This is a genomic window from Dictyoglomus sp. LHC4 (assembly GCF_055181355.1).
This window is the reverse complement of the sequence record NZ_CM143707.1, coordinates 1,426,214-1,442,960: the sequence shown is the minus strand read 5'-3', so window position 1 is coordinate 1,442,960 and position 16,747 is coordinate 1,426,214. Positions and strand designations below refer to the sequence as shown.

Here is a 16,747-nt window from a genome sequence, read left to right as displayed (position 1 = left end):
TTAATGGGGGAGAGGACAGTGGTTCTCGGAGTAATAGGGGCTGATGTACATGCGGTTGGTTTAAGAATTTTGGACTATGCTTTAAGATCTGCAGGTTTTGATGTGGTTAATATTGGAGTTCTTTCTTCTCAAGAAGATTTCATAAAAGCAGCGATTGAATCAGATGCAAGAGCTATTTTAGTTTCATCTTTATATGGACATGCTGAGCTTGATTGTAGAGGATTTAAGGAAAAACTGCAAGAGGCAGGTCTTGATAATGTAGTGTTGTATATAGGTGGAAATTTGGGAATAGGCCAAAAAAATTGGGAAGAAGTGGAAAAGAAATTTAAGGAATTAGGATTTCATAGAGTTTATCCACCAAAAACAATGCCAGATGAAGTTATTAGAGATTTGAAAAAAGATTTAGGGTTAGATAAATAATTATGAAGGCAATCATATTTGATATAGGAAGTACATTTACCAAAGGTTTAGCTTTTGATTTAGATAAAAGTGAAATTATAGGAAAAGCAAAATATCCATCTACTGTAAATGAAGATGTAACGATAGGTCTTCAAAATGTAATTTCTGAAATAGAAAGACAAACTGGACTAAATATAATGGATTTTAATATTAAAAAAGCTACAAGCAGTGCTGCTGGTGGTTTAAAAACAATTGCTATAGGTTTGGTTCCAGATTTAACCTCTGAGGCAGCTAAGAAAGCAAGTTTAGGAGCAGGAGGAAAGGTTCTTAAGACTTATTCCTATGAACTTACAGATTCGGATTTGGACGAGATTCTTTATTTAAAGCCAGATATTATAATTTTGGCTGGGGGAACAGATGGGGGAAATAGATACTATCCAATAACAAATACTAAAAAATTATCAAAGCTTCCCTTAAATATTCCTTTTATCTATGCTGGAAATAAAGATTTACAAGATGAAATAAAAAATATTTTTTTAGCTAATGGTAAGGAAATATACATAACAGAAAATGTAATGCCTGAATATGGAGTTATAAATATAGAAAAGATCCAAAACATTATCAGAGAGGTCTTTTTAAGAAACATTATACATGCAAAGGGATTAGATAAAGTGCAAGAATTAATAGACGGTGTAGTAATGCCCACACCACTTGCTGTATTAAAAGGTTTGGAAAGTTTCTCAGAGATATATGGTGAATGTTTATTGATTGATGTGGGAGGAGCAACTACTGATGTTTGTTCTGTGGCAAAGGGAGAATCTACCCAGAATAATGTAATCTTAAAGGGATTAAAAGAGCCATATGTAAAAAGATCTGTGGAAGGAGATTTGGGTGTTAGAGTATCTGCACTATCTTTATTTGAGTCTGCCAAAAAAGATATTATAAAAAGTTTCTCACATTATAAGGTTAAAGTTATAGAGGAAAAAGTAAAATTTTTAAGCATTAATACGAGTTATATCCCCAAAAATGATGAAGATTTACATCTAGACGCTATTCTTGCTTTTTTTGCTGTAAAGATTGCTACAGAGAGACATGTAGGGCATATAGAAATGGTGTATACCCCTATGGGAACCTTGCTTTTCCAATATGGGAAAGATTTAAGGGAATTGGATAAAGTGGTATGTACAGGTGGGCCTTTAATATATAATCCTTATAGAGTGGAAAGTTTAAAGGGTGTAATATATTCTAACGATGAACCTTTTATATTGAAGCCTAAAAATCCTACCTTTTATGTAGATAATGAATATATAATGTTTGCTATAGGAGTAATCTCGGAGATCTATAAGGATAAATCTATTAGTCTTGTAGAAAAATATATAAACAAAGTATAGAGGGATGAGATTATGTTTATAAAAAATAAGAAATGGGATCATAAATATTTTCTTAATATGAGAGAAGAGGTCTTGAATTCATGGCCTACAGGTAGAGAAGTTAATTTAAAAGAAGCCTTTTTATATTTAACATCTTTACCTAAAGAAAAGCAGACTGATTATGTATTAAAAGAAGCATCTCAGAATAATAAAACCTTATTACAACCAAGAGCAGGTATTCCAATTTTAAAAGATCATATTGCTCTTCTTCAATATTTACAAGATGAGGGAGGAGCAGATATCTTACCTACAACTATTGATAGTTATACTCGGCAGAATAGATATAAAGAAGCACAATTGGGAGTAGAAGAAAGTTTAAAAGAAGGAAGGTATCTTCTTAATGGCTTTCCAGCTGTTAATTATGGAGTAAAAGCTTGTAGAGAAATCATAGAAAGTGTAAAAGTGCCTGTTGAAATAAGACATGGTACTCCAGATGCAAGACTTCTTGCTGAGATTACTTTGGCTGCAGGTTTTACATCTTTTGAAGGGGGAGGAATAACTTATAATATTCCTTATGCTAAGGATGTTCCATTGGAAAATTCAATTTTGTATTGGCAATATGTAGATTATCTAGTAGGAATTTATGCACAAGAAGGAATATTTATAAATAGAGAATCTTTTGGACCTCTCACTGGTACTTTAGTTCCACCTTCTATCTCAATAAGTATTGGAATAATAGAAGCTATTCTTGCAGCAGAACAAGGAGTGAAAAGTTTTAGTGTAGGATATGGACAATGTGGTAATATTATTCAAGATGTAGCTTCAATAAAAATTTTAGAGAAACTAACAAGAGAATATCTTGCGAGTTTTGGTTATTATGATGTTCATATAACTACTGTTCTCCATCACTGGATGGGAGGTTTTCCAGAAGATGAAGCTAAAGCTTACGCAGTTATAAGTTTTGGGACTATAGCTGGGGCTATATCGAAGGTCACAAAGATAATTGTAAAAACAACCCAAGAAGCTATTGGTATTCCCACAAAAGAAGCAAATGCCTTAGCCCTTAAGAATACTCGTCAGGTTTTAAATATGTTAGAAAACCAAAATTTTATAGATGAAGAGAAGTTAAGCCAAGAGGAATATATTATTGAAAGAGAAGTAAGATCTATCCTCAATAGGGTTTATGAAATAGGGGAAGGGGATATAGCTGTGGGAGCCGCTAAGGCTTTCTTATCAGGAATTTTGGATGTACCTTTTGCGCCAAGTAAATATACCTATGGAAGAGTAATGCCAATACGGGATAATGAGGGTGCTGTTAGATTTTTTGATTTTGGAAATCTACCTTTTGATGAAGAGATAAAAACTTTTCATAAGGAAAGATTGGAAGAGAGAGCTCGTTTTGAGAAAAGGAATGTAAGTTTTCAAATGGTACTTGATGATATCTATTCAATTAGTAAGGGAAGATTAATAGGAAGACCGAGGTAAATAAATGATTAAAGATGTACTGTATTCGATAGGACTTTCTGGTTTCTATTTTGATGACCAAAGAGCTATTAAAGCAGGGGCTCGTGAAGATGGTTTCGCCTATAGAGGAGTACCATTAACTGAAGGTTATGAGGCTATAAGACAGAAAGGAGAAAGTATATCTATTATATTCATTTTAGAGGATAATCAGATAGCTTATGGGGATTGTACTGCTATTCAATATTCTGGTGCAGGAGGAAGAGATCCTCTCTTTAAAACTAGTGAATGGGTACAAATTTTGGAGCAACATGTTTTTCCATTTCTGTTAAAGGATGAATGGAAAAGTTTTAAGGATTTATGTTTTAAGATTGATAATTTCAAAATAAATGATCATAAGTTACATACTGCAGTAAGGTATGGAATTTCTCAAGCAATTCTTGATGTGTTTTCAAAACATTATAGGAAGACTATGACTGAGATAATAAGAGAGGAGTATAATTTAAATTTTGATATAAAGAGAATTCCGATTTTTGCTCAATCAGGAGACGATCGTTATATTAGTGTGGATAAAATGATACTGAAGAGAGTAGATGTTCTTCCACATGGTTTAATAAATAATGTAGAGACAAAATTAGGGTGGAGAGGAGAAAAATTAATAGAATATTTAGGCTGGCTCAAAGAAAGGATAAGAATATTAGGAGAGGAAGGATATTTACCAATTTTTCACATAGATGTATATGGAACTATAGGTATAGCATTTAATTATAATATCGATGAAATAGTGGAATATTTAGCGAGGCTTGAAAAAATTTCATTTCCACATAAACTCAGAATAGAAGGTCCTGTTGATTTAGAAAATAGGGAGAAACAAATTGAGTTTTTAAGCAAATTGAGAAAAGAGCTAAAAGGAAGAGGTGTGGGAGTAGAAATAGTTGCTGATGAATGGTGTAATAGTCTTGAAGATATTAGAGATTTCATAAAAGCAGAGGCGGTTGATATGATACAAATAAAAACTCCTGTTTTAGGTGGTATTCATAATTCTATTGAAGCAGCTTTATATTGTAAAGAACATAACATTGGTACTTATATAGGAGGAAGTTGTAATGAGACAGATAGGTCTGCTCAAGTTTCTGTGCATATAAGTCTTGCAGTTCAAGCAGATCAGATATTAGCAAAACCTGGAATGGGGGTAGATGAAGGTTTAATGATAGTAAATAATGAAATGAATAGAACACTTCAAATTCTAAGAAGGAAGGGCTTAGTAAAAAGTGTTTAAAATCTATGCTCCCACAGCAATTCTTGGATATGGTTTTCCAGAACAAAGTTTTTATAATGCTTTAGAAATAAAGCCGGATTTAGTTGCTGTTGATGCTGGGTCTACTGATCCTGGCCCATATTATCTTGGAAGGGGTATCTCATTCGTAGATCGTGGTGCTACAAAAAGAGATTTAAAATACCTAATTAATATGGTTCATAAATTGGATATTCCATTATTTATAGGAAGTGCTGGAGGATGTGGCAGTAAATCATCTGTAGATTGGACCTTTGAAATAGTAAAGGAGATACTAGAAGAAAATAACTGGCACATGAAAATAGCTATAATATATACGGATATTCCTAAAGATAAAATAAAGGAATCCATAACTAACGGAAATATTAAAACCTTGGATGGTTCCTCAGAAGTTGGAGTAGAGGATTTAGAAAGTATTACAAATATTGTAGCACAGGTTGGTATTGATCCTTTTATAGAAGGTTATAAAAAAAGTGTGAATATAATAATTTGTGGACGAAGTTATGACCCTGCACCTTTTTCTGCTTTACCTATACATTATGGTTATTCTAAGGGATTATCTCTTCATTTAGGTAAAATATTAGAATGTGGGGCTATTGCAGCAGAACCAGGAAGTGGAAGAGATGGACTTATAGGTGTTCTCTTTGATGATCATTTTGAAGTATTTCCCATAAATGAGAATAGAAAGTGTACAGTTACCTCTGTTGCTGCCCATACATTATATGAAAAAAGTGATCCTTATTTCTTACATGGACCAGATGGAATTATTGATTTGACAACTACCACTTTTACTCAAAAGGATGAGAAAACAGTTGTTGTAAAGGGTTCAAGATTTATAGAAGGAAAAGAAAAGTGGTTAAAAGTAGAAGGAGCAAAGTTTGTTGGAATAAGAGGTGTATGTATAGCAGGTATTAGAGATCCTATCATGATTTCACAAATAGATGAAATATTGGAAATTCATAGAGAATTAGTAAGAGAAAACTTTAGAGATATGACGGATGATTACCAAATTTATTTTCGTTTATATGGAAAGAATGGAGTAATGGGTGAATGGGAAAGATTTAATGGTGTATCTCATGAATTAGGTCTTGTTACAGAGGTCATAAGTAAGGATATTAATATAACAAAGATGATATTAGGATATATAAGATCTACGCTGCTTCATTATGGTTATAAGGGAAGAATAGCAACAGCAGGTAATCTTGCTTTTCCTTTCTCTCCTTCGGAGGTTATATGGGGGGAAGTTTTTGAGTTTAAATTATATCATCTTATAAAACTTGACGACTATGAATTTCCTATTAAAGTGGTAGATGTATAGTTATTATGAGGAGTATGGTGGAATTAGCAAAAGTTATAAGAACAAAAAATAGTGGTCCTTTTATTTTAACCATCGACATAATCTTTAAGGAAAAGGAAGTATATGAAAAACTTAAAAATATGAACTATTTTTCAAAAAATTTTTGGGCAAACTTGTATGGGATCAAAGGATCAGATGTAATTTCGGTTATTTACTTTGATCCTGTATATGCGGTTAAAGCAAACATTAAAAGAAAAGTTCCATCAGGAAGTCCCGGAGATTCAGATGTTTATGGAGCTCAGCAACATGCACCTTTACTTGAGGTGAAAATAGATGTTTAGAGTTATAGAGGGGGACATAATTTATAATGAATTAGTCCATGTTATAACAAAAGCTAACTTTGAATTACCTAAGGATGTGGAAGATGCACTTTTAGAGGCATATAATAATGAAGATAATGAGAATGCAAGAATTGTTCTTGATATACTTATTAAGAATGCAAAGATAGCAAGAGAAAAGAGAATTCCTATATGTCAGGATTGTGGGATGGTGATTGTCTTTGTAGAAATAGGAGATAATGTATGTATAAAAGGAAATCTTAATGATCTCATAAATAGGGCTGTATCAGAGGTTTATAAAAAAAATTATCTTAGGCCTTCTGTAGTTAAAGACCCTCTTAAAAGGATAAATACTCAAGATAATACACCTGCAATAGTGCATTACGAAATAAAACCTGGGGATAAATTAAGGGTTTATATATTGATAAAAGGTTTTGGAAGTGAAAATGCCAGCATTGTTAAAAGCCTTCTACCAACAATAAATGAGGATGAACTTATTAGTGAGATAGTCAATCATGTAAAAAACTATGGTCCAAATGCATGTCCTCCCTTACTTGTTGGAATAGGTATAGGAGGAACTTTAGAAAAGGCTGCTTTATTATCCAAAAAAGCTACTTTAAGACCCCTGAAAGAAAAGAATAATGATCCGTATTGGGCCAAAATGGAGGAAAAATTGTTAAATGAGATTAATGAGTTAAATATAGGTCCAGGAGGTTTAGGGGGTAAGACTACTGCATTAGGAGTACATATTGAGGTATTTCCTGTGCACATTGCTGGTTTTACTTTGGCCATAAATATGCAATGTTCTGCTATAAGACATGGGTGGTTTGAAATATGAAGTTTAATAAGATTCATATTCCAAATGAGATAAATGAACTTAAATCTTTAAAAGTAGGTGAATGGCTATTATTAGATGGTCCTATATATTCTGCTCGAGACCAAGCATGTAAAATTCTTGTTGATCTAATAAAAGAAGGGAAAGATATACCTTTAGAACTCAAAAATAGTCTTATTTATCATATGGGGCCATCACCCGCACCTCCAGGAAAAGCTTCAGGATCAGCTGGTCCTACAACAAGTAAAAGAATGGATCCTTTTGTGCCATGGCTACTTTCTCAAGGAATAGTCGGTTTTATAGGAAAAGGGAAAAGAAATAAAGAAACTGAAATGTATTTTAAAAAGTATAAGGGAGTTTATCTTGTAACAGTAGGAGGTGCTGGAGCCTATTTGGGAGATAAAATAAAGAAAATGGAAGTTTTTGCTTTTCCTGAATTAGGACCAGAAGCTATCTATTATCTTGAGATAGAAGATTTTCCTGCTATGGTTGCCATAGATTCTGAAGGTAATTCTTTTTGGAAATAATATAAAATGATTCATACAAAAGTACTTCTAAAGGAAGCTATTTATTATGCCCCTCGTGGAGAAGCAAGACTTATGCTTCTTGGATCTGTGATTTCTCAGAATTTTTTGCTTCCTGATGATAAACTTATTGGAGTAATTGGGGATTCTGGTTCAGGGAAATCCTTGCTTATAAGAGGATTGTTTCCAGGGTTAAGTTTAACTAATGATGATGAAGGTATATATCGACGTCCAGCGCCTATAATAGAAGATTTTCAAAGAAATATTTTTTATGATTTTATTTATCATGTGGATGTTAGGTTTGAATTAGCTTTTTATCCTATATATATATTGGCAGAATCTATTCTAAAAGCCTTGGAAAATGAAAAAAAAGTTGTTTGTGAGCATTTTGAACTTATTTATCCTTATTTAAAAAGAAACGCAGATCTTTTGATAGGGATTGGAGAGGAAGTTATAGTAACGAGACCTAATATGTTTGGTCCTTTACCTCAAGAAATAGTAAATATAGTATTTCCTTCTTTGATATATAGATTACGAGCTCATACTGCTGAGGACTTAACAGGTATAGTATTAGAAGAATATGGGTTATATAGATATATTGAAGGGCATAGTGATATTAAACATGGATTTGTTATTAAGTTAAAAGAAAAACCTGATATAGATACCAAAGAAATAGAAGAAAAAGTTAGAGAATATATTGATATGAGTTTAGAAGTTTCTTATTGGGATAAACAACATATTAAAATAGGAGACAAAGTAATACATTGTGCAGGGCCAAGACTTCATGTTAAGAACACTAGAGAGATAAAGGAATTTTATTTATATCCAGAACTTATTTTTTCAGAAGGACAAGAATACTTGCTTGTAGGTTTTGTGAGTAAAGATGAGTATGATAAAATAGTTAATAAACTTAAAGAAAGAGGAAGGTGACAATGATCAGGATTGATAAAAGATCAAACACAGATCTTAGGCCAGTTAAAATTACAAGAAGATATTTAAAATATCCTCTTGGTTCAGTTCTTATTGAGATGGGCGAAACTAAAGTAATATGTACTGTATCTATGGAGGATAAAGTACCACCATTTTTGAAAGGAACTAACCAAGGGTGGCTCACTGCAGAATATGGAATGCTTCCTGGATCTACACCAGAGAGAAAAGTAAGAGATATAGTAAAAGGGACAATAAACGGAAGATCTCAAGAGATACAAAGACTGATAGGACGTTCTTTGAGAGCTGTTATAGATTTTTCTAAGTTAGGTGAAAGGACTCTCTGGATTGATGCTGATGTTATTCAGGCTGATGGGGGAACAAGGACAGCTGCAATTACTGGAGCTTTTGTTGCTTTATACGATGCATTAGAAAAATTAAGAAGAGAAGGACTTATAAAGGAGATACCCATAAAGGAGTTTGTTGCTGCTATAAGTGTTGGAATTGTAGATGGTGAGATTTTGTTAGATCTTTCAGCAAACGAGGATATGAGGGCAGAGGTTGATCTCAATGTTGTAATGACAGAGAGTGGAAGATTTGTTGAGATCCAGGGGACTGCTGAAAAGGTACCTTTTACTCACGAACGATTAGAACAGATGTTAAGTTTGGCTAAACAAGGTATTCTAAACCTAATAGAAATCCAAAAAAAGACATTAGGTTTATTATGAGGTATTTAGTATTAGCTACAAAAAATAAAGGAAAAATAAAAGAAATTTATGAAATTTTAAAAGAATATAAAGATTATTTAAAAACCTTGGATGAATTTATAGAGATATCTTTACCCGAAGAAATAGGAAAAACTTACGAAGAAAATGCTTTTCTAAAGGCAAAATTTATTTCTGAAAAATTAAATCTGCCAGCTATAGGTGAAGATTCTGGATTAGAGGTAAATATGTTAAAGGATATATTGGGAGTTTATTCCTCAAGGTTTGAGGAGGAATTAAGTTATAAGGAAAGGATGAATATTATACTTGAAAAATTAAAAGATGTACCTTGGGAAAAAAGAATTGCAAGGTTTATTTGTAAAGTAGTATACTATGATCATAAAAATGATATAAAAATAGTGACAGGAGGAGTTGTGGAAGGTTATATAGCTTATGAAATAAGGGGAGATTCTGGATTTGGTTATGATCCAATTTTTTATTATCCTCCCCTCGGAAAAACTTTTGGAGAATTGAAAGAGCAGGAAAAGAATGAGATAAGTCATAGAACTATAGCATTTAAAAAGTTAAAAGAGTTTTTTCCAATTTTAATTAAAGGAGGTTAATTTATGAAGGAGATTATATCAACCTCAAAGGCTCCTTCTGCTATTGGTCCCTACTCTCAAGCTGTAAAGGTAGGAAACTTAATCTTTATATCAGGACAAATTCCTATTGATCCTTCTTCTGGAAATATGGTGGATGGAGATATAAAGGAGCAAACTAAAAGGGTATTGGAGAATATAAAAGGCATTTTAGAGGCTGTAGGGGCAAGTTTAGCAAATGTGGTAAAAATTACAGTATTTATGATAGACTTATCTGAGTTTTCTCTAATGAATGAAGTTTATAAAGACTATTTTCCAGAAAAACCTCCAGCAAGATCTACTATACAAGTATCAGCATTACCTCGTGGTGCAAAAATTGAGATAGAAGCAATAGCCATACTATAAAATATATTATTTAAGAAAGTTAATAGAATGATCCCTCTGAGAGACGATATTCCTTCAAAAAAATATCCTTTTGTTAATACCTTACTTATATTTATTAATATAGCCGTTTTTTTATGGGAAATTACATTACCATCATATATTAGGGAAAATATCTTCTTTAAGTTTGGTGTTTTGCCTTATCGTTTCTATAATCCAAGTTTGTTATCGTCTGCGATTTTATCTCTTTTTACATCCATGTTTCTTCATGGGGGATGGTCTCATATTATTGGTAACATGATATATCTTTATATATTTGGAGATAATGTGGAAGATGCTATGGGACATTTTAGATATTTACTTTTTTATCTTTTTTCTGGAATTGTTGCTGGGTTAGTTCAAGTTTTATTTAGTGTAAATCCATATATACCTGCTATTGGGGCAAGTGGTGCTATAGCGGGAGTTTTAGGGGCTTATATCAGATTCTATCCAGGAGCAAGAATTTTAACTATAGCTTTTTGGGGTTTTTTTATTGATTTTATTTATGTTCCTGCCTTTATTTATTTGGGTTTATGGTTTATTTTGCAGTTATTTTCTGGTTTTTTCTCATTGATATTTTTAGACTTAAGTGGTGGAATTGCATGGTGGGCTCATATAGGTGGCTTTGTTTTTGGGTTTATGATTTCTAAATATTTTAGAAAAAGATATTGGTATTATTATTATTTTTAAATAGGGAGGGATTTTATGGGTTTTTGGGACATATTTTGGATAATCTTTATATTAAGTAGTTTGTCTCCCATAGTAAGACAAAGGGTTATTGAGGCTGAAAGATTTAGGTTAATACAGCTTATAGAGAGAAAAAGAGGATCAAGAGTTATAACCCTAATTCACAGACAAGAAACAATGAACCTTTTTGGTATTCCAATAGCAAGGTATATAAATATTGAGGATTCAGAAGAAGTTTTAAGAGCAATAAGATTGACCCCGGAAGATATGCCTATTGATCTTATTTTACATACTCCTGGTGGACTTGTACTTGCAGCAGAACAAATAGCTCATGCTTTGAAAAATCATAAGGGGAAAGTAACAGTTTTTGTTCCCCATTATGCTATGTCTGGTGGTACATTTATAGCTTTGTCGGCAGACGAGATCATTATGGATGAAAATGCGGTTCTTGGTCCAGTAGATCCACAACTTGGTGAATATCCTGCAGCTTCCATATTAAACGCAATAAATAGAAAAGGTGCAGATAAGGTTGAGGATAAAACTCTTATATTAGGAGATGTGGCAGAAAAGGCTATTAAGCAAGTAAAAGAATCGGTTTATGAACTGTTAAAAGACAAAATGTCAGAAGAAAAAGCTAAAGAACTTTCAGAGATTCTTGCTACAGGTACATGGACTCATGATTATCCTATAACTGTTGAGGAGGCCATAAAATTAGGGTTACCTGTTAAGGTAGGATTACCGAAAGAGATATATGCCCTTATGAACCTTTATCCTCAAAATCCAGGAACAAGACCTTCTGTTCAGTATATACCAGTTCCCTATCAACCATATAAAGGGGTGCATAAGGGTAATGAAAAATAATAACAAATTAAACCCTTTAATCTTTTTTTTAAACTTGACATGAAATTAAAATTAGTGCTATTATGTTAAAGGAAAAATTAGCAGTCTTAAAGGGAGAGTGCTAAAGTTGTTAGACGATAGAAAAAAGATCATACTAAAAATTACAGTAAAGGATTATATAGAGTCTGCTCAACCGGTAAGTTCAAGAATATTAGCTAAAAAATATTTATTGGGATGGAGTCCTGCTACCATTAGAAATGAGATGGCAGATTTAGAGGAAGAAGGTTATCTAATACAACCTCATACTTCGGCTGGTAGGATTCCATCTGATAGAGGTTATCGTTTCTATGTGGATTTTCTTTTAGACAATTACGAATTATATAATGAGGACATAGAGGTGGCTAATAGTATAATTTTTTCTTCAATTGATTGGGAAGGGCTTCTTAGAAAAGTCGCTGAGTTAATTTCTGAGAAAACTGCATTTATTGGTGTAGTTCTATTTCCCCAACTTGATAAAACTACTTTGAAAAAGATTGAGTTTATAGATTTGAAAGAAGATGCTGTTGTTATAATTGTTACTACTTCTACAGGTATTGTTAAGGAAAAGATAGTAAGATTGTCTAACTCTATGCCTGAAGAGGAATTTAATGATTTGAGGGTGAAACTTAATACAAGGTTCGAAAATAAGGAGCTTCAGGAGATTTATTGGACATTATCTAAGGAAAAACTAGATTTTAAAGTACCGATAGAAATAAAAACTGGAATTTTAGATATTTTACAAGACTTATTATATACAGAAAGAGAAGAGGGTGTAATTTTAGCTGGTGTTTCAAAGATATTACAGTATTTGGAGTTTCAGAATATAAATAAAGTAAAAACCTTATTAGATGTCTTAGAGGAGGAAAAAACTATCTCTTCTTTACTTTTTACCTCCTATCTTAGAAAGGGTTTAACAATACTTATTGGAGGAGAGATTAGTATCCCTGAACTAAGTGATTGTAGTATTATTACAACTGTATATTCTTTGGGAGAAAATACTATAGGGTCTATTGGTATGATAGGTCCGAAGAGAATGAAATATGAAAGATCTTTAGCCTTTGTAGAACTTATAGGTAGAACCTTATCAGAAAGGTTAACCCAACTTTTAGGAGATTAATATTATTTATGTCTCCAACTTTCTTTGCTTCAAAACTAAAGCCCCCAGATTATTTGATAATTGATGATAAGAATGATGTTTACCATATTTCTAAAGTGTTGAGAATAGAAAAAGGAGATCTGCTACAGGTAAATTATGATTCTAAGTTGTATCTAACATTAGTTGAAAAAGTAAATGATAAAGAAATAACTTGCAAAATCGTTTCTGAGATTGGTGACAAAGAAAGCAAGGTAAATATTTATCTTTGTCAAAGTTTACCAAAGAAAGATAAGTGGGAGCTAATTTTGGAAAAGTGTACCGAGTTGGGAGTTTTTGCTTTTATTCCTTTACAAACCCAAAGAAGTATTGTAAACTTAACAAAAGAGGAATTTGAGAAAAAGTATGTTAGGTGGAATAAAATAATAAGAGAAACAGTTAAACAATGTGGAAGGAATTCTGTACCAAATCTTTTTAACGTAATGAATGTGGAAGAATGTATTAGGTTGGCCAAAGAAGAAAAGGCAGATATATTGGTAGCATGGGAAGGGGCTAAAGAGGACTTAAAAAAAGTGTTTGAAAATGGAGTTAAAGATAAAGTTTTTCTTTTTATAGGTCCAGAAGGAAGCTTTAGTGAAGAAGAGATAGAGATGATGAGAAATTTTGGAGGAAAACTTTTCAATATGGGACCAAGAATATTAAAAGTGGACACTGCTGCTATTGTTTCTTCTGCTCTCCTTCTCTATGAGAAAGGAGGCTTAGGTTTACTATAATACCTTGAGTAGAAAAGTTGCTTTTTATACTTTTGGATGTAAAGTAAATCAGTATGAAACAGAGAAGCTTAAATATTTAGCTATAAAAGAGGGATGGGATGTAGTATCTTTAAATGACGAACCTGATCTTTTCTTTATTAATAGTTGTGCTGTAACTCATGTAGCAGAGAGAAAAGCCAGAAGACTCATTAATTACATAAGAAACCATTATAAAAATACTAAAATTGCACTTGCTGGTTGTTACCCAGAGAGGATTAAACTTTTACTAGAAGAATTGAAGGTAGATTTTTTGTTAGATAATAGACAAAAGTGGGAATTTTTCGGGAGTAATGAAGATTCCGTATTCTTGGTATCTGAGGATAGAGCAAGAGCTATTCTTAAAATACAAGATGGTTGCAATCAATTTTGTAGTTATTGTATAGTTCCTTATCTTCGTGGTAGAGAAAGAAGTAAAAGTTTGGATTATGTAATCAGGGAAGTTGAAGAATTGGTGGCTCGTGGCCATAAAGAGATAGTATTAACAGGAATAAGATTAGGTGCATATGGGCATGATTTAGGAGATAAAAATGCTTTAGTAAAGCTTCTTACTGAAATATTTGAAATAGAAGGACTTTACAAGGTAAGACTAAGTTCTTTAGAACCAATGGATATATCTGATAAATTGATTTCTATTGCTTCTCATCCTAAGCTTTGTAGGCATTGGCATATACCTCTTCAAAGTGGATCTGATGAGATCCTTAGAAAGATGAATAGGAAATATGATACCAAATATTTTTCTGATCTTGTCAATAAATTAAGGGAAAAAGTCCCTGATATTGCAATTACTACAGATATAATAGTTGGATATCCTGAGGAAACCGATGAACATTTTGAACAAACCTTAGAATTTGCTAAAAAAATTAGGTTTATGAAAATACATGTTTTTCCTTTTTCTCCTCGCCCTTTTACTCTTGCTGGAAAGCTTATCCCTCTTCCTCCTAAGATAATAGAAGAGAGGAAAAGAAAATTGTTAGATCTGAGTAATTTATTATGGGAGGAATATGTATCATCTTTTATAGGTAAAGAAATAGAGGTTATGATAGAAGAGAAAGAGAGTGATATATATAGGGGTACTACTGATAATTATATAAAGGTGGAGTTTAAAGGGCCATACTATTTGGAAGAAGGTAATTATGTAAAAGTAATATTAGAAGATATAGATGAAGAAAAGAGTAAAGTTTATGCAAAATTAGCGAAAGATGAATTAAAAATAGGATAAGAAAGGAGGGAAGAATGTGACAGAAGTAAGAGTAGGAAAAGATGAAAGCTTGGATAGTGCTTTAAAGAGATTTAAGAAAAAGTTACAAGAAGATGGAGTATTGTCAGATATACGTAGACATGAATATTATGAAAAACCTAGTGAAAAAAGAAATAGAAAAAAGGCTCAATCAAAGAAGAAAAAGTAAGTGATATATGGAAAGGACTATAATTAATACAGAGATAATAATACCAAAAGAATTACAAGCATATAAGGAAAATATTGCTAAAAAGTTAAAAGAAATAGAGGTTATAGAAGAAAACATAGAAATAAAAATATTAGAAAATAGGATTACAATGAATGGATCTCCCGAAGTTATAAAAAGGGTTGAACAATATTTATTGGACCAGATAAATAGTTTTTCTAAGAAAGAGCCTACTGATGGAAGTAAATTTCTAATTTTTGATAAAAAAATAGTAAAAGTATTAACCCCAGGGCAGAAAAAATATGTGGAAGCTATAGAAAAAAATGAAATTGTTATTGCAAAAGGGCCCGCAGGAACAGGTAAGAGCTTTTTGGCTATAGCTATGGGTATTTATTTTTTGAGGAATAATATAGTAAAGAAGCTAGTCTTGACAAGACCAGTAGTTGAAGCAGGTGAGAAGCTTGGTTTTCTCCCTGGGGATATACAACAAAAAGTAGATCCATATGTTAGGCCGTTATATGATTTTTTAGAAGAACTTTTAGGACCAGAAAGACTTTTAAAAAATATAGAGAGAAATATGATAGAGATAGTTCCACTAGCATATATGAGAGGGCGGACCTTCAAAGATTCTTTTGTTCTTCTGGATGAGGCACAAAATACGACTCCAATGCAGATGAAAATGTTTTTAACAAGATTTGGTTTTGGAAGTAAAATGGTTGTTACAGGTGATGTTACTCAAACAGATCTTGATGCTAATAAAATGTCTGGTCTTACACATGCTTGGGAAATTTTGCAGGGAATAAAAGGTATTACTTTTGTGGAACTAACGGAAGAAGATGTGGTTAGACATGATATAGTGAAAGAGATAATTAAAGCTTATGAAAAATGGGAGAAAAAAATTAAATGAGTATAAATGTATTTGATTTGAAGAATAAAATTAATAAGAAGGAACTTGATAAAGTAAAAGACTTTATTAAAGAGGTTTTTAAGAAAAAGGGATTTTTACATAATAAATATGATTTATCTATTGTTATAGTTGATGATGATAAGATTAAAGAGCTAAATAGCAAATATAGAGGGAAAGATATACCTACAGATGTTTTGTCATTTTCCTTAGGAAAAGATCCGAAGGGTAGACTTATTGGTGAAATATATATCTCTTATGATACTGCGACAAAACAGGCAATAGAAAATAATAAAGATTTATTAGATGAAATAGCCTTTTTAAGTCTTCATGGCACTTTACATATTCTTGGTTATGATCATGAAGAAGAAAAAGATTTTGAAGAAATGGAAAGAGAGACCTTAAAATTAATAAGTCTATGGAAAAAATGAAAAATAGAAGTCTTAGGGAAAGTTTCACTAAAGCAGTAGATGGTTTTGTATTTGGTATTAAATACGAAAGAAACATTAAAATTCAGATATTAATTACAGGTATATTAATTCTCTTTATGCTTTATTTTCATTTTAGCTTAAATGATATACTTGTTGTGTTATTATGGATTGGAGTTGTTATAAGTGCTGAGTATATGAATACTGCTATAGAAAAGGCTATGGACTCTATAAATAATAGTTATTCTCCTCAGATAAAAATAGTTAAGGACTTGTCAGCATCAGCTGTTTTTATATTGTCGCTTTTGGCTTTTATTTCAGGTATTTTAATATTTATAAAATATATTAAAAGTCTTTAGACTTCAATAAAAGG

The 16,747-nt window shown here is 32.0% G+C and carries 21 protein-coding genes; all 21 read left to right on the top strand.

Annotated elements, in window-relative coordinates; translation table 11 throughout:
* Positions 1–3: 3 nt before the first annotated feature.
* The 21 genes from glmS to ACY3JO_RS07185 all read left to right on the top strand — a co-directional run bounded on the left by glmS (position 4) and on the right by ACY3JO_RS07185 (position 16,733).
* Entirely contained in the window at positions 4–420 is a 417-nt protein-coding gene (gene glmS, locus ACY3JO_RS07285) for a methylaspartate mutase subunit S (RefSeq protein ID WP_463084347.1), read from the top strand.
* Between the two features lie 2 nt (positions 421–422).
* Positions 423–1,790 carry a methylaspartate mutase accessory protein GlmL gene (gene glmL, locus ACY3JO_RS07280; RefSeq protein WP_463084346.1) on the top strand — a complete coding sequence of 456 codons (1,368 nt, stop codon included), beginning with the start codon at positions 423–425 and terminating at the stop codon, positions 1,788–1,790.
* 12 nt (positions 1,791–1,802) lie between these two features.
* Positions 1,803–3,254: a methylaspartate mutase subunit E gene (locus ACY3JO_RS07275; RefSeq protein ID WP_463084345.1), complete on the top strand. Its 1,452-nt coding sequence runs from the start codon at positions 1,803–1,805 to the stop codon at positions 3,252–3,254.
* A 4-nt stretch (positions 3,255–3,258) separates the two neighbouring features.
* Positions 3,259–4,509 carry a methylaspartate ammonia-lyase gene (locus ACY3JO_RS07270; protein WP_463084344.1) on the top strand — a complete coding sequence of 417 codons (1,251 nt, stop codon included), beginning with the start codon at positions 3,259–3,261 and terminating at the stop codon, positions 4,507–4,509.
* The gene (locus tag ACY3JO_RS07265; RefSeq protein WP_463084343.1) at positions 4,502–5,842 is read left to right on the top strand and encodes an acyclic terpene utilization AtuA family protein; all 1,341 of its coding nucleotides are present in this window, start codon (positions 4,502–4,504) and stop codon (positions 5,840–5,842) included. The genes ACY3JO_RS07270 and ACY3JO_RS07265 overlap by 8 nt, the downstream gene beginning before the upstream one ends.
* Positions 5,843–5,856: 14 nt before the next feature.
* Positions 5,857–6,162, top strand: a complete 306-nt coding sequence (locus ACY3JO_RS07260) for a DUF4387 domain-containing protein (protein ID WP_463084342.1) — start codon at positions 5,857–5,859, stop codon at positions 6,160–6,162.
* Entirely contained in the window at positions 6,155–6,997 is an 843-nt protein-coding gene (locus ACY3JO_RS07255; protein WP_463084341.1) for a fumarate hydratase, read from the top strand. Before ACY3JO_RS07260 ends, ACY3JO_RS07255 begins: the two co-directional genes overlap by 8 nt.
* A complete protein-coding gene (locus ACY3JO_RS07250) occupies positions 6,994–7,521 on the top strand; it encodes a FumA C-terminus/TtdB family hydratase beta subunit (RefSeq protein ID WP_463084340.1) in 528 nt (175 codons plus the stop codon). Before ACY3JO_RS07255 ends, ACY3JO_RS07250 begins: the two co-directional genes overlap by 4 nt.
* Positions 7,522–7,527: 6 nt before the next feature.
* Entirely contained in the window at positions 7,528–8,448 is a 921-nt protein-coding gene (locus ACY3JO_RS07245) for an alanine-tRNA synthetase second additional domain-containing protein (RefSeq protein ID WP_463084339.1), read from the top strand.
* A 2-nt stretch (positions 8,449–8,450) separates the two neighbouring features.
* On the top strand, positions 8,451–9,173 hold the full coding sequence (gene rph, locus ACY3JO_RS07240; RefSeq protein WP_463084338.1) for a ribonuclease PH: 723 nt from the start codon (positions 8,451–8,453) through the stop codon (positions 9,171–9,173).
* Positions 9,170–9,772, top strand: a complete 603-nt coding sequence (gene rdgB / locus ACY3JO_RS07235) for an RdgB/HAM1 family non-canonical purine NTP pyrophosphatase (RefSeq protein ID WP_463084337.1) — start codon at positions 9,170–9,172, stop codon at positions 9,770–9,772. Before rph ends, rdgB begins: the two co-directional genes overlap by 4 nt.
* Before the next feature lie 3 nt (positions 9,773–9,775).
* Entirely contained in the window at positions 9,776–10,153 is a 378-nt protein-coding gene (locus ACY3JO_RS07230; protein WP_463084336.1) for a RidA family protein, read from the top strand.
* Between the two features lie 27 nt (positions 10,154–10,180).
* A complete protein-coding gene (locus ACY3JO_RS07225; protein ID WP_463084335.1) occupies positions 10,181–10,858 on the top strand; it encodes a rhomboid family intramembrane serine protease in 678 nt (225 codons plus the stop codon).
* Positions 10,859–10,873: 15 nt separating this feature from the next.
* Positions 10,874–11,716 (top strand): SDH family Clp fold serine proteinase, encoded by an 843-nt coding sequence (locus tag ACY3JO_RS07220; protein ID WP_463084334.1) that lies wholly within the window; start codon positions 10,874–10,876, stop codon positions 11,714–11,716.
* A 97-nt stretch (positions 11,717–11,813) separates the two neighbouring features.
* A complete protein-coding gene (hrcA, locus tag ACY3JO_RS07215; RefSeq protein ID WP_463084333.1) occupies positions 11,814–12,851 on the top strand; it encodes a heat-inducible transcriptional repressor HrcA in 1,038 nt (345 codons plus the stop codon).
* Positions 12,852–12,859: 8 nt separating this feature from the next.
* Positions 12,860–13,600 (top strand): RsmE family RNA methyltransferase, encoded by a 741-nt coding sequence (locus tag ACY3JO_RS07210; RefSeq protein WP_463084332.1) that lies wholly within the window; start codon positions 12,860–12,862, stop codon positions 13,598–13,600.
* A gap of 4 nt (positions 13,601–13,604) precedes the next feature.
* Positions 13,605–14,858 carry a MiaB/RimO family radical SAM methylthiotransferase gene (locus ACY3JO_RS07205; RefSeq protein WP_463084331.1) on the top strand — a complete coding sequence of 418 codons (1,254 nt, stop codon included), beginning with the start codon at positions 13,605–13,607 and terminating at the stop codon, positions 14,856–14,858.
* A 16-nt stretch (positions 14,859–14,874) separates the two neighbouring features.
* Complete coding sequence (gene rpsU / locus ACY3JO_RS07200) at positions 14,875–15,045, top strand: 30S ribosomal protein S21 (protein WP_148807442.1); 171 nt, start codon at positions 14,875–14,877, stop codon at positions 15,043–15,045.
* A 7-nt stretch (positions 15,046–15,052) separates the two neighbouring features.
* Positions 15,053–15,949 (top strand): PhoH family protein, encoded by an 897-nt coding sequence (locus tag ACY3JO_RS07195; protein ID WP_463084330.1) that lies wholly within the window; start codon positions 15,053–15,055, stop codon positions 15,947–15,949.
* Positions 15,946–16,377 (top strand): rRNA maturation RNase YbeY, encoded by a 432-nt coding sequence (gene ybeY / locus ACY3JO_RS07190; RefSeq protein WP_463084329.1) that lies wholly within the window; start codon positions 15,946–15,948, stop codon positions 16,375–16,377. The genes ACY3JO_RS07195 and ybeY overlap by 4 nt, the downstream gene beginning before the upstream one ends.
* Entirely contained in the window at positions 16,374–16,733 is a 360-nt protein-coding gene (locus ACY3JO_RS07185) for a diacylglycerol kinase (RefSeq protein WP_463084328.1), read from the top strand. Before ybeY ends, ACY3JO_RS07185 begins: the two co-directional genes overlap by 4 nt.
* Positions 16,734–16,747 lie beyond the last annotated feature (14 nt).

Bases quoted from the DNA above. Each gene is read 5' to 3' on its own strand.
- ACY3JO_RS07270 (WP_463084344.1), top strand. From the start codon at position 3,259: ATGATTAAAGATGTACTGTATTCGATAGGACTTTCTGGTTTCTATTTT.
- rph (WP_463084338.1), top strand. From the start codon at position 8,451: ATGATCAGGATTGATAAAAGATCAAACACAGATCTTAGGCCAGTTAAA.
- ACY3JO_RS07250 (WP_463084340.1), top strand. From the start codon at position 6,994: ATGAAGTTTAATAAGATTCATATTCCAAATGAGATAAATGAACTTAAA.
- ACY3JO_RS07210 (WP_463084332.1), top strand. From the start codon at position 12,860: ATGTCTCCAACTTTCTTTGCTTCAAAACTAAAGCCCCCAGATTATTTG.
- rdgB (WP_463084337.1), top strand. From the start codon at position 9,170: ATGAGGTATTTAGTATTAGCTACAAAAAATAAAGGAAAAATAAAAGAA.
- ACY3JO_RS07255 (WP_463084341.1), top strand. From the start codon at position 6,155: ATGTTTAGAGTTATAGAGGGGGACATAATTTATAATGAATTAGTCCAT.
- ACY3JO_RS07220 (WP_463084334.1), top strand. From the start codon at position 10,874: ATGGGTTTTTGGGACATATTTTGGATAATCTTTATATTAAGTAGTTTG.
- ACY3JO_RS07185 (WP_463084328.1), top strand. From the start codon at position 16,374: ATGAAAAATAGAAGTCTTAGGGAAAGTTTCACTAAAGCAGTAGATGGT.
- ACY3JO_RS07195 (WP_463084330.1), top strand. From the start codon at position 15,053: ATGGAAAGGACTATAATTAATACAGAGATAATAATACCAAAAGAATTA.
- ACY3JO_RS07245 (WP_463084339.1), top strand. From the start codon at position 7,528: ATGATTCATACAAAAGTACTTCTAAAGGAAGCTATTTATTATGCCCCT.
- ACY3JO_RS07230 (WP_463084336.1), top strand. From the start codon at position 9,776: ATGAAGGAGATTATATCAACCTCAAAGGCTCCTTCTGCTATTGGTCCC.
- glmL (WP_463084346.1), top strand. From the start codon at position 423: ATGAAGGCAATCATATTTGATATAGGAAGTACATTTACCAAAGGTTTA.
- ACY3JO_RS07275 (WP_463084345.1), top strand. From the start codon at position 1,803: ATGTTTATAAAAAATAAGAAATGGGATCATAAATATTTTCTTAATATG.
- ACY3JO_RS07260 (WP_463084342.1), top strand. From the start codon at position 5,857: ATGGTGGAATTAGCAAAAGTTATAAGAACAAAAAATAGTGGTCCTTTT.
- ybeY (WP_463084329.1), top strand. From the start codon at position 15,946: ATGAGTATAAATGTATTTGATTTGAAGAATAAAATTAATAAGAAGGAA.
- glmS (WP_463084347.1), top strand. From the start codon at position 4: ATGGGGGAGAGGACAGTGGTTCTCGGAGTAATAGGGGCTGATGTACAT.
- ACY3JO_RS07225 (WP_463084335.1), top strand. From the start codon at position 10,181: ATGATCCCTCTGAGAGACGATATTCCTTCAAAAAAATATCCTTTTGTT.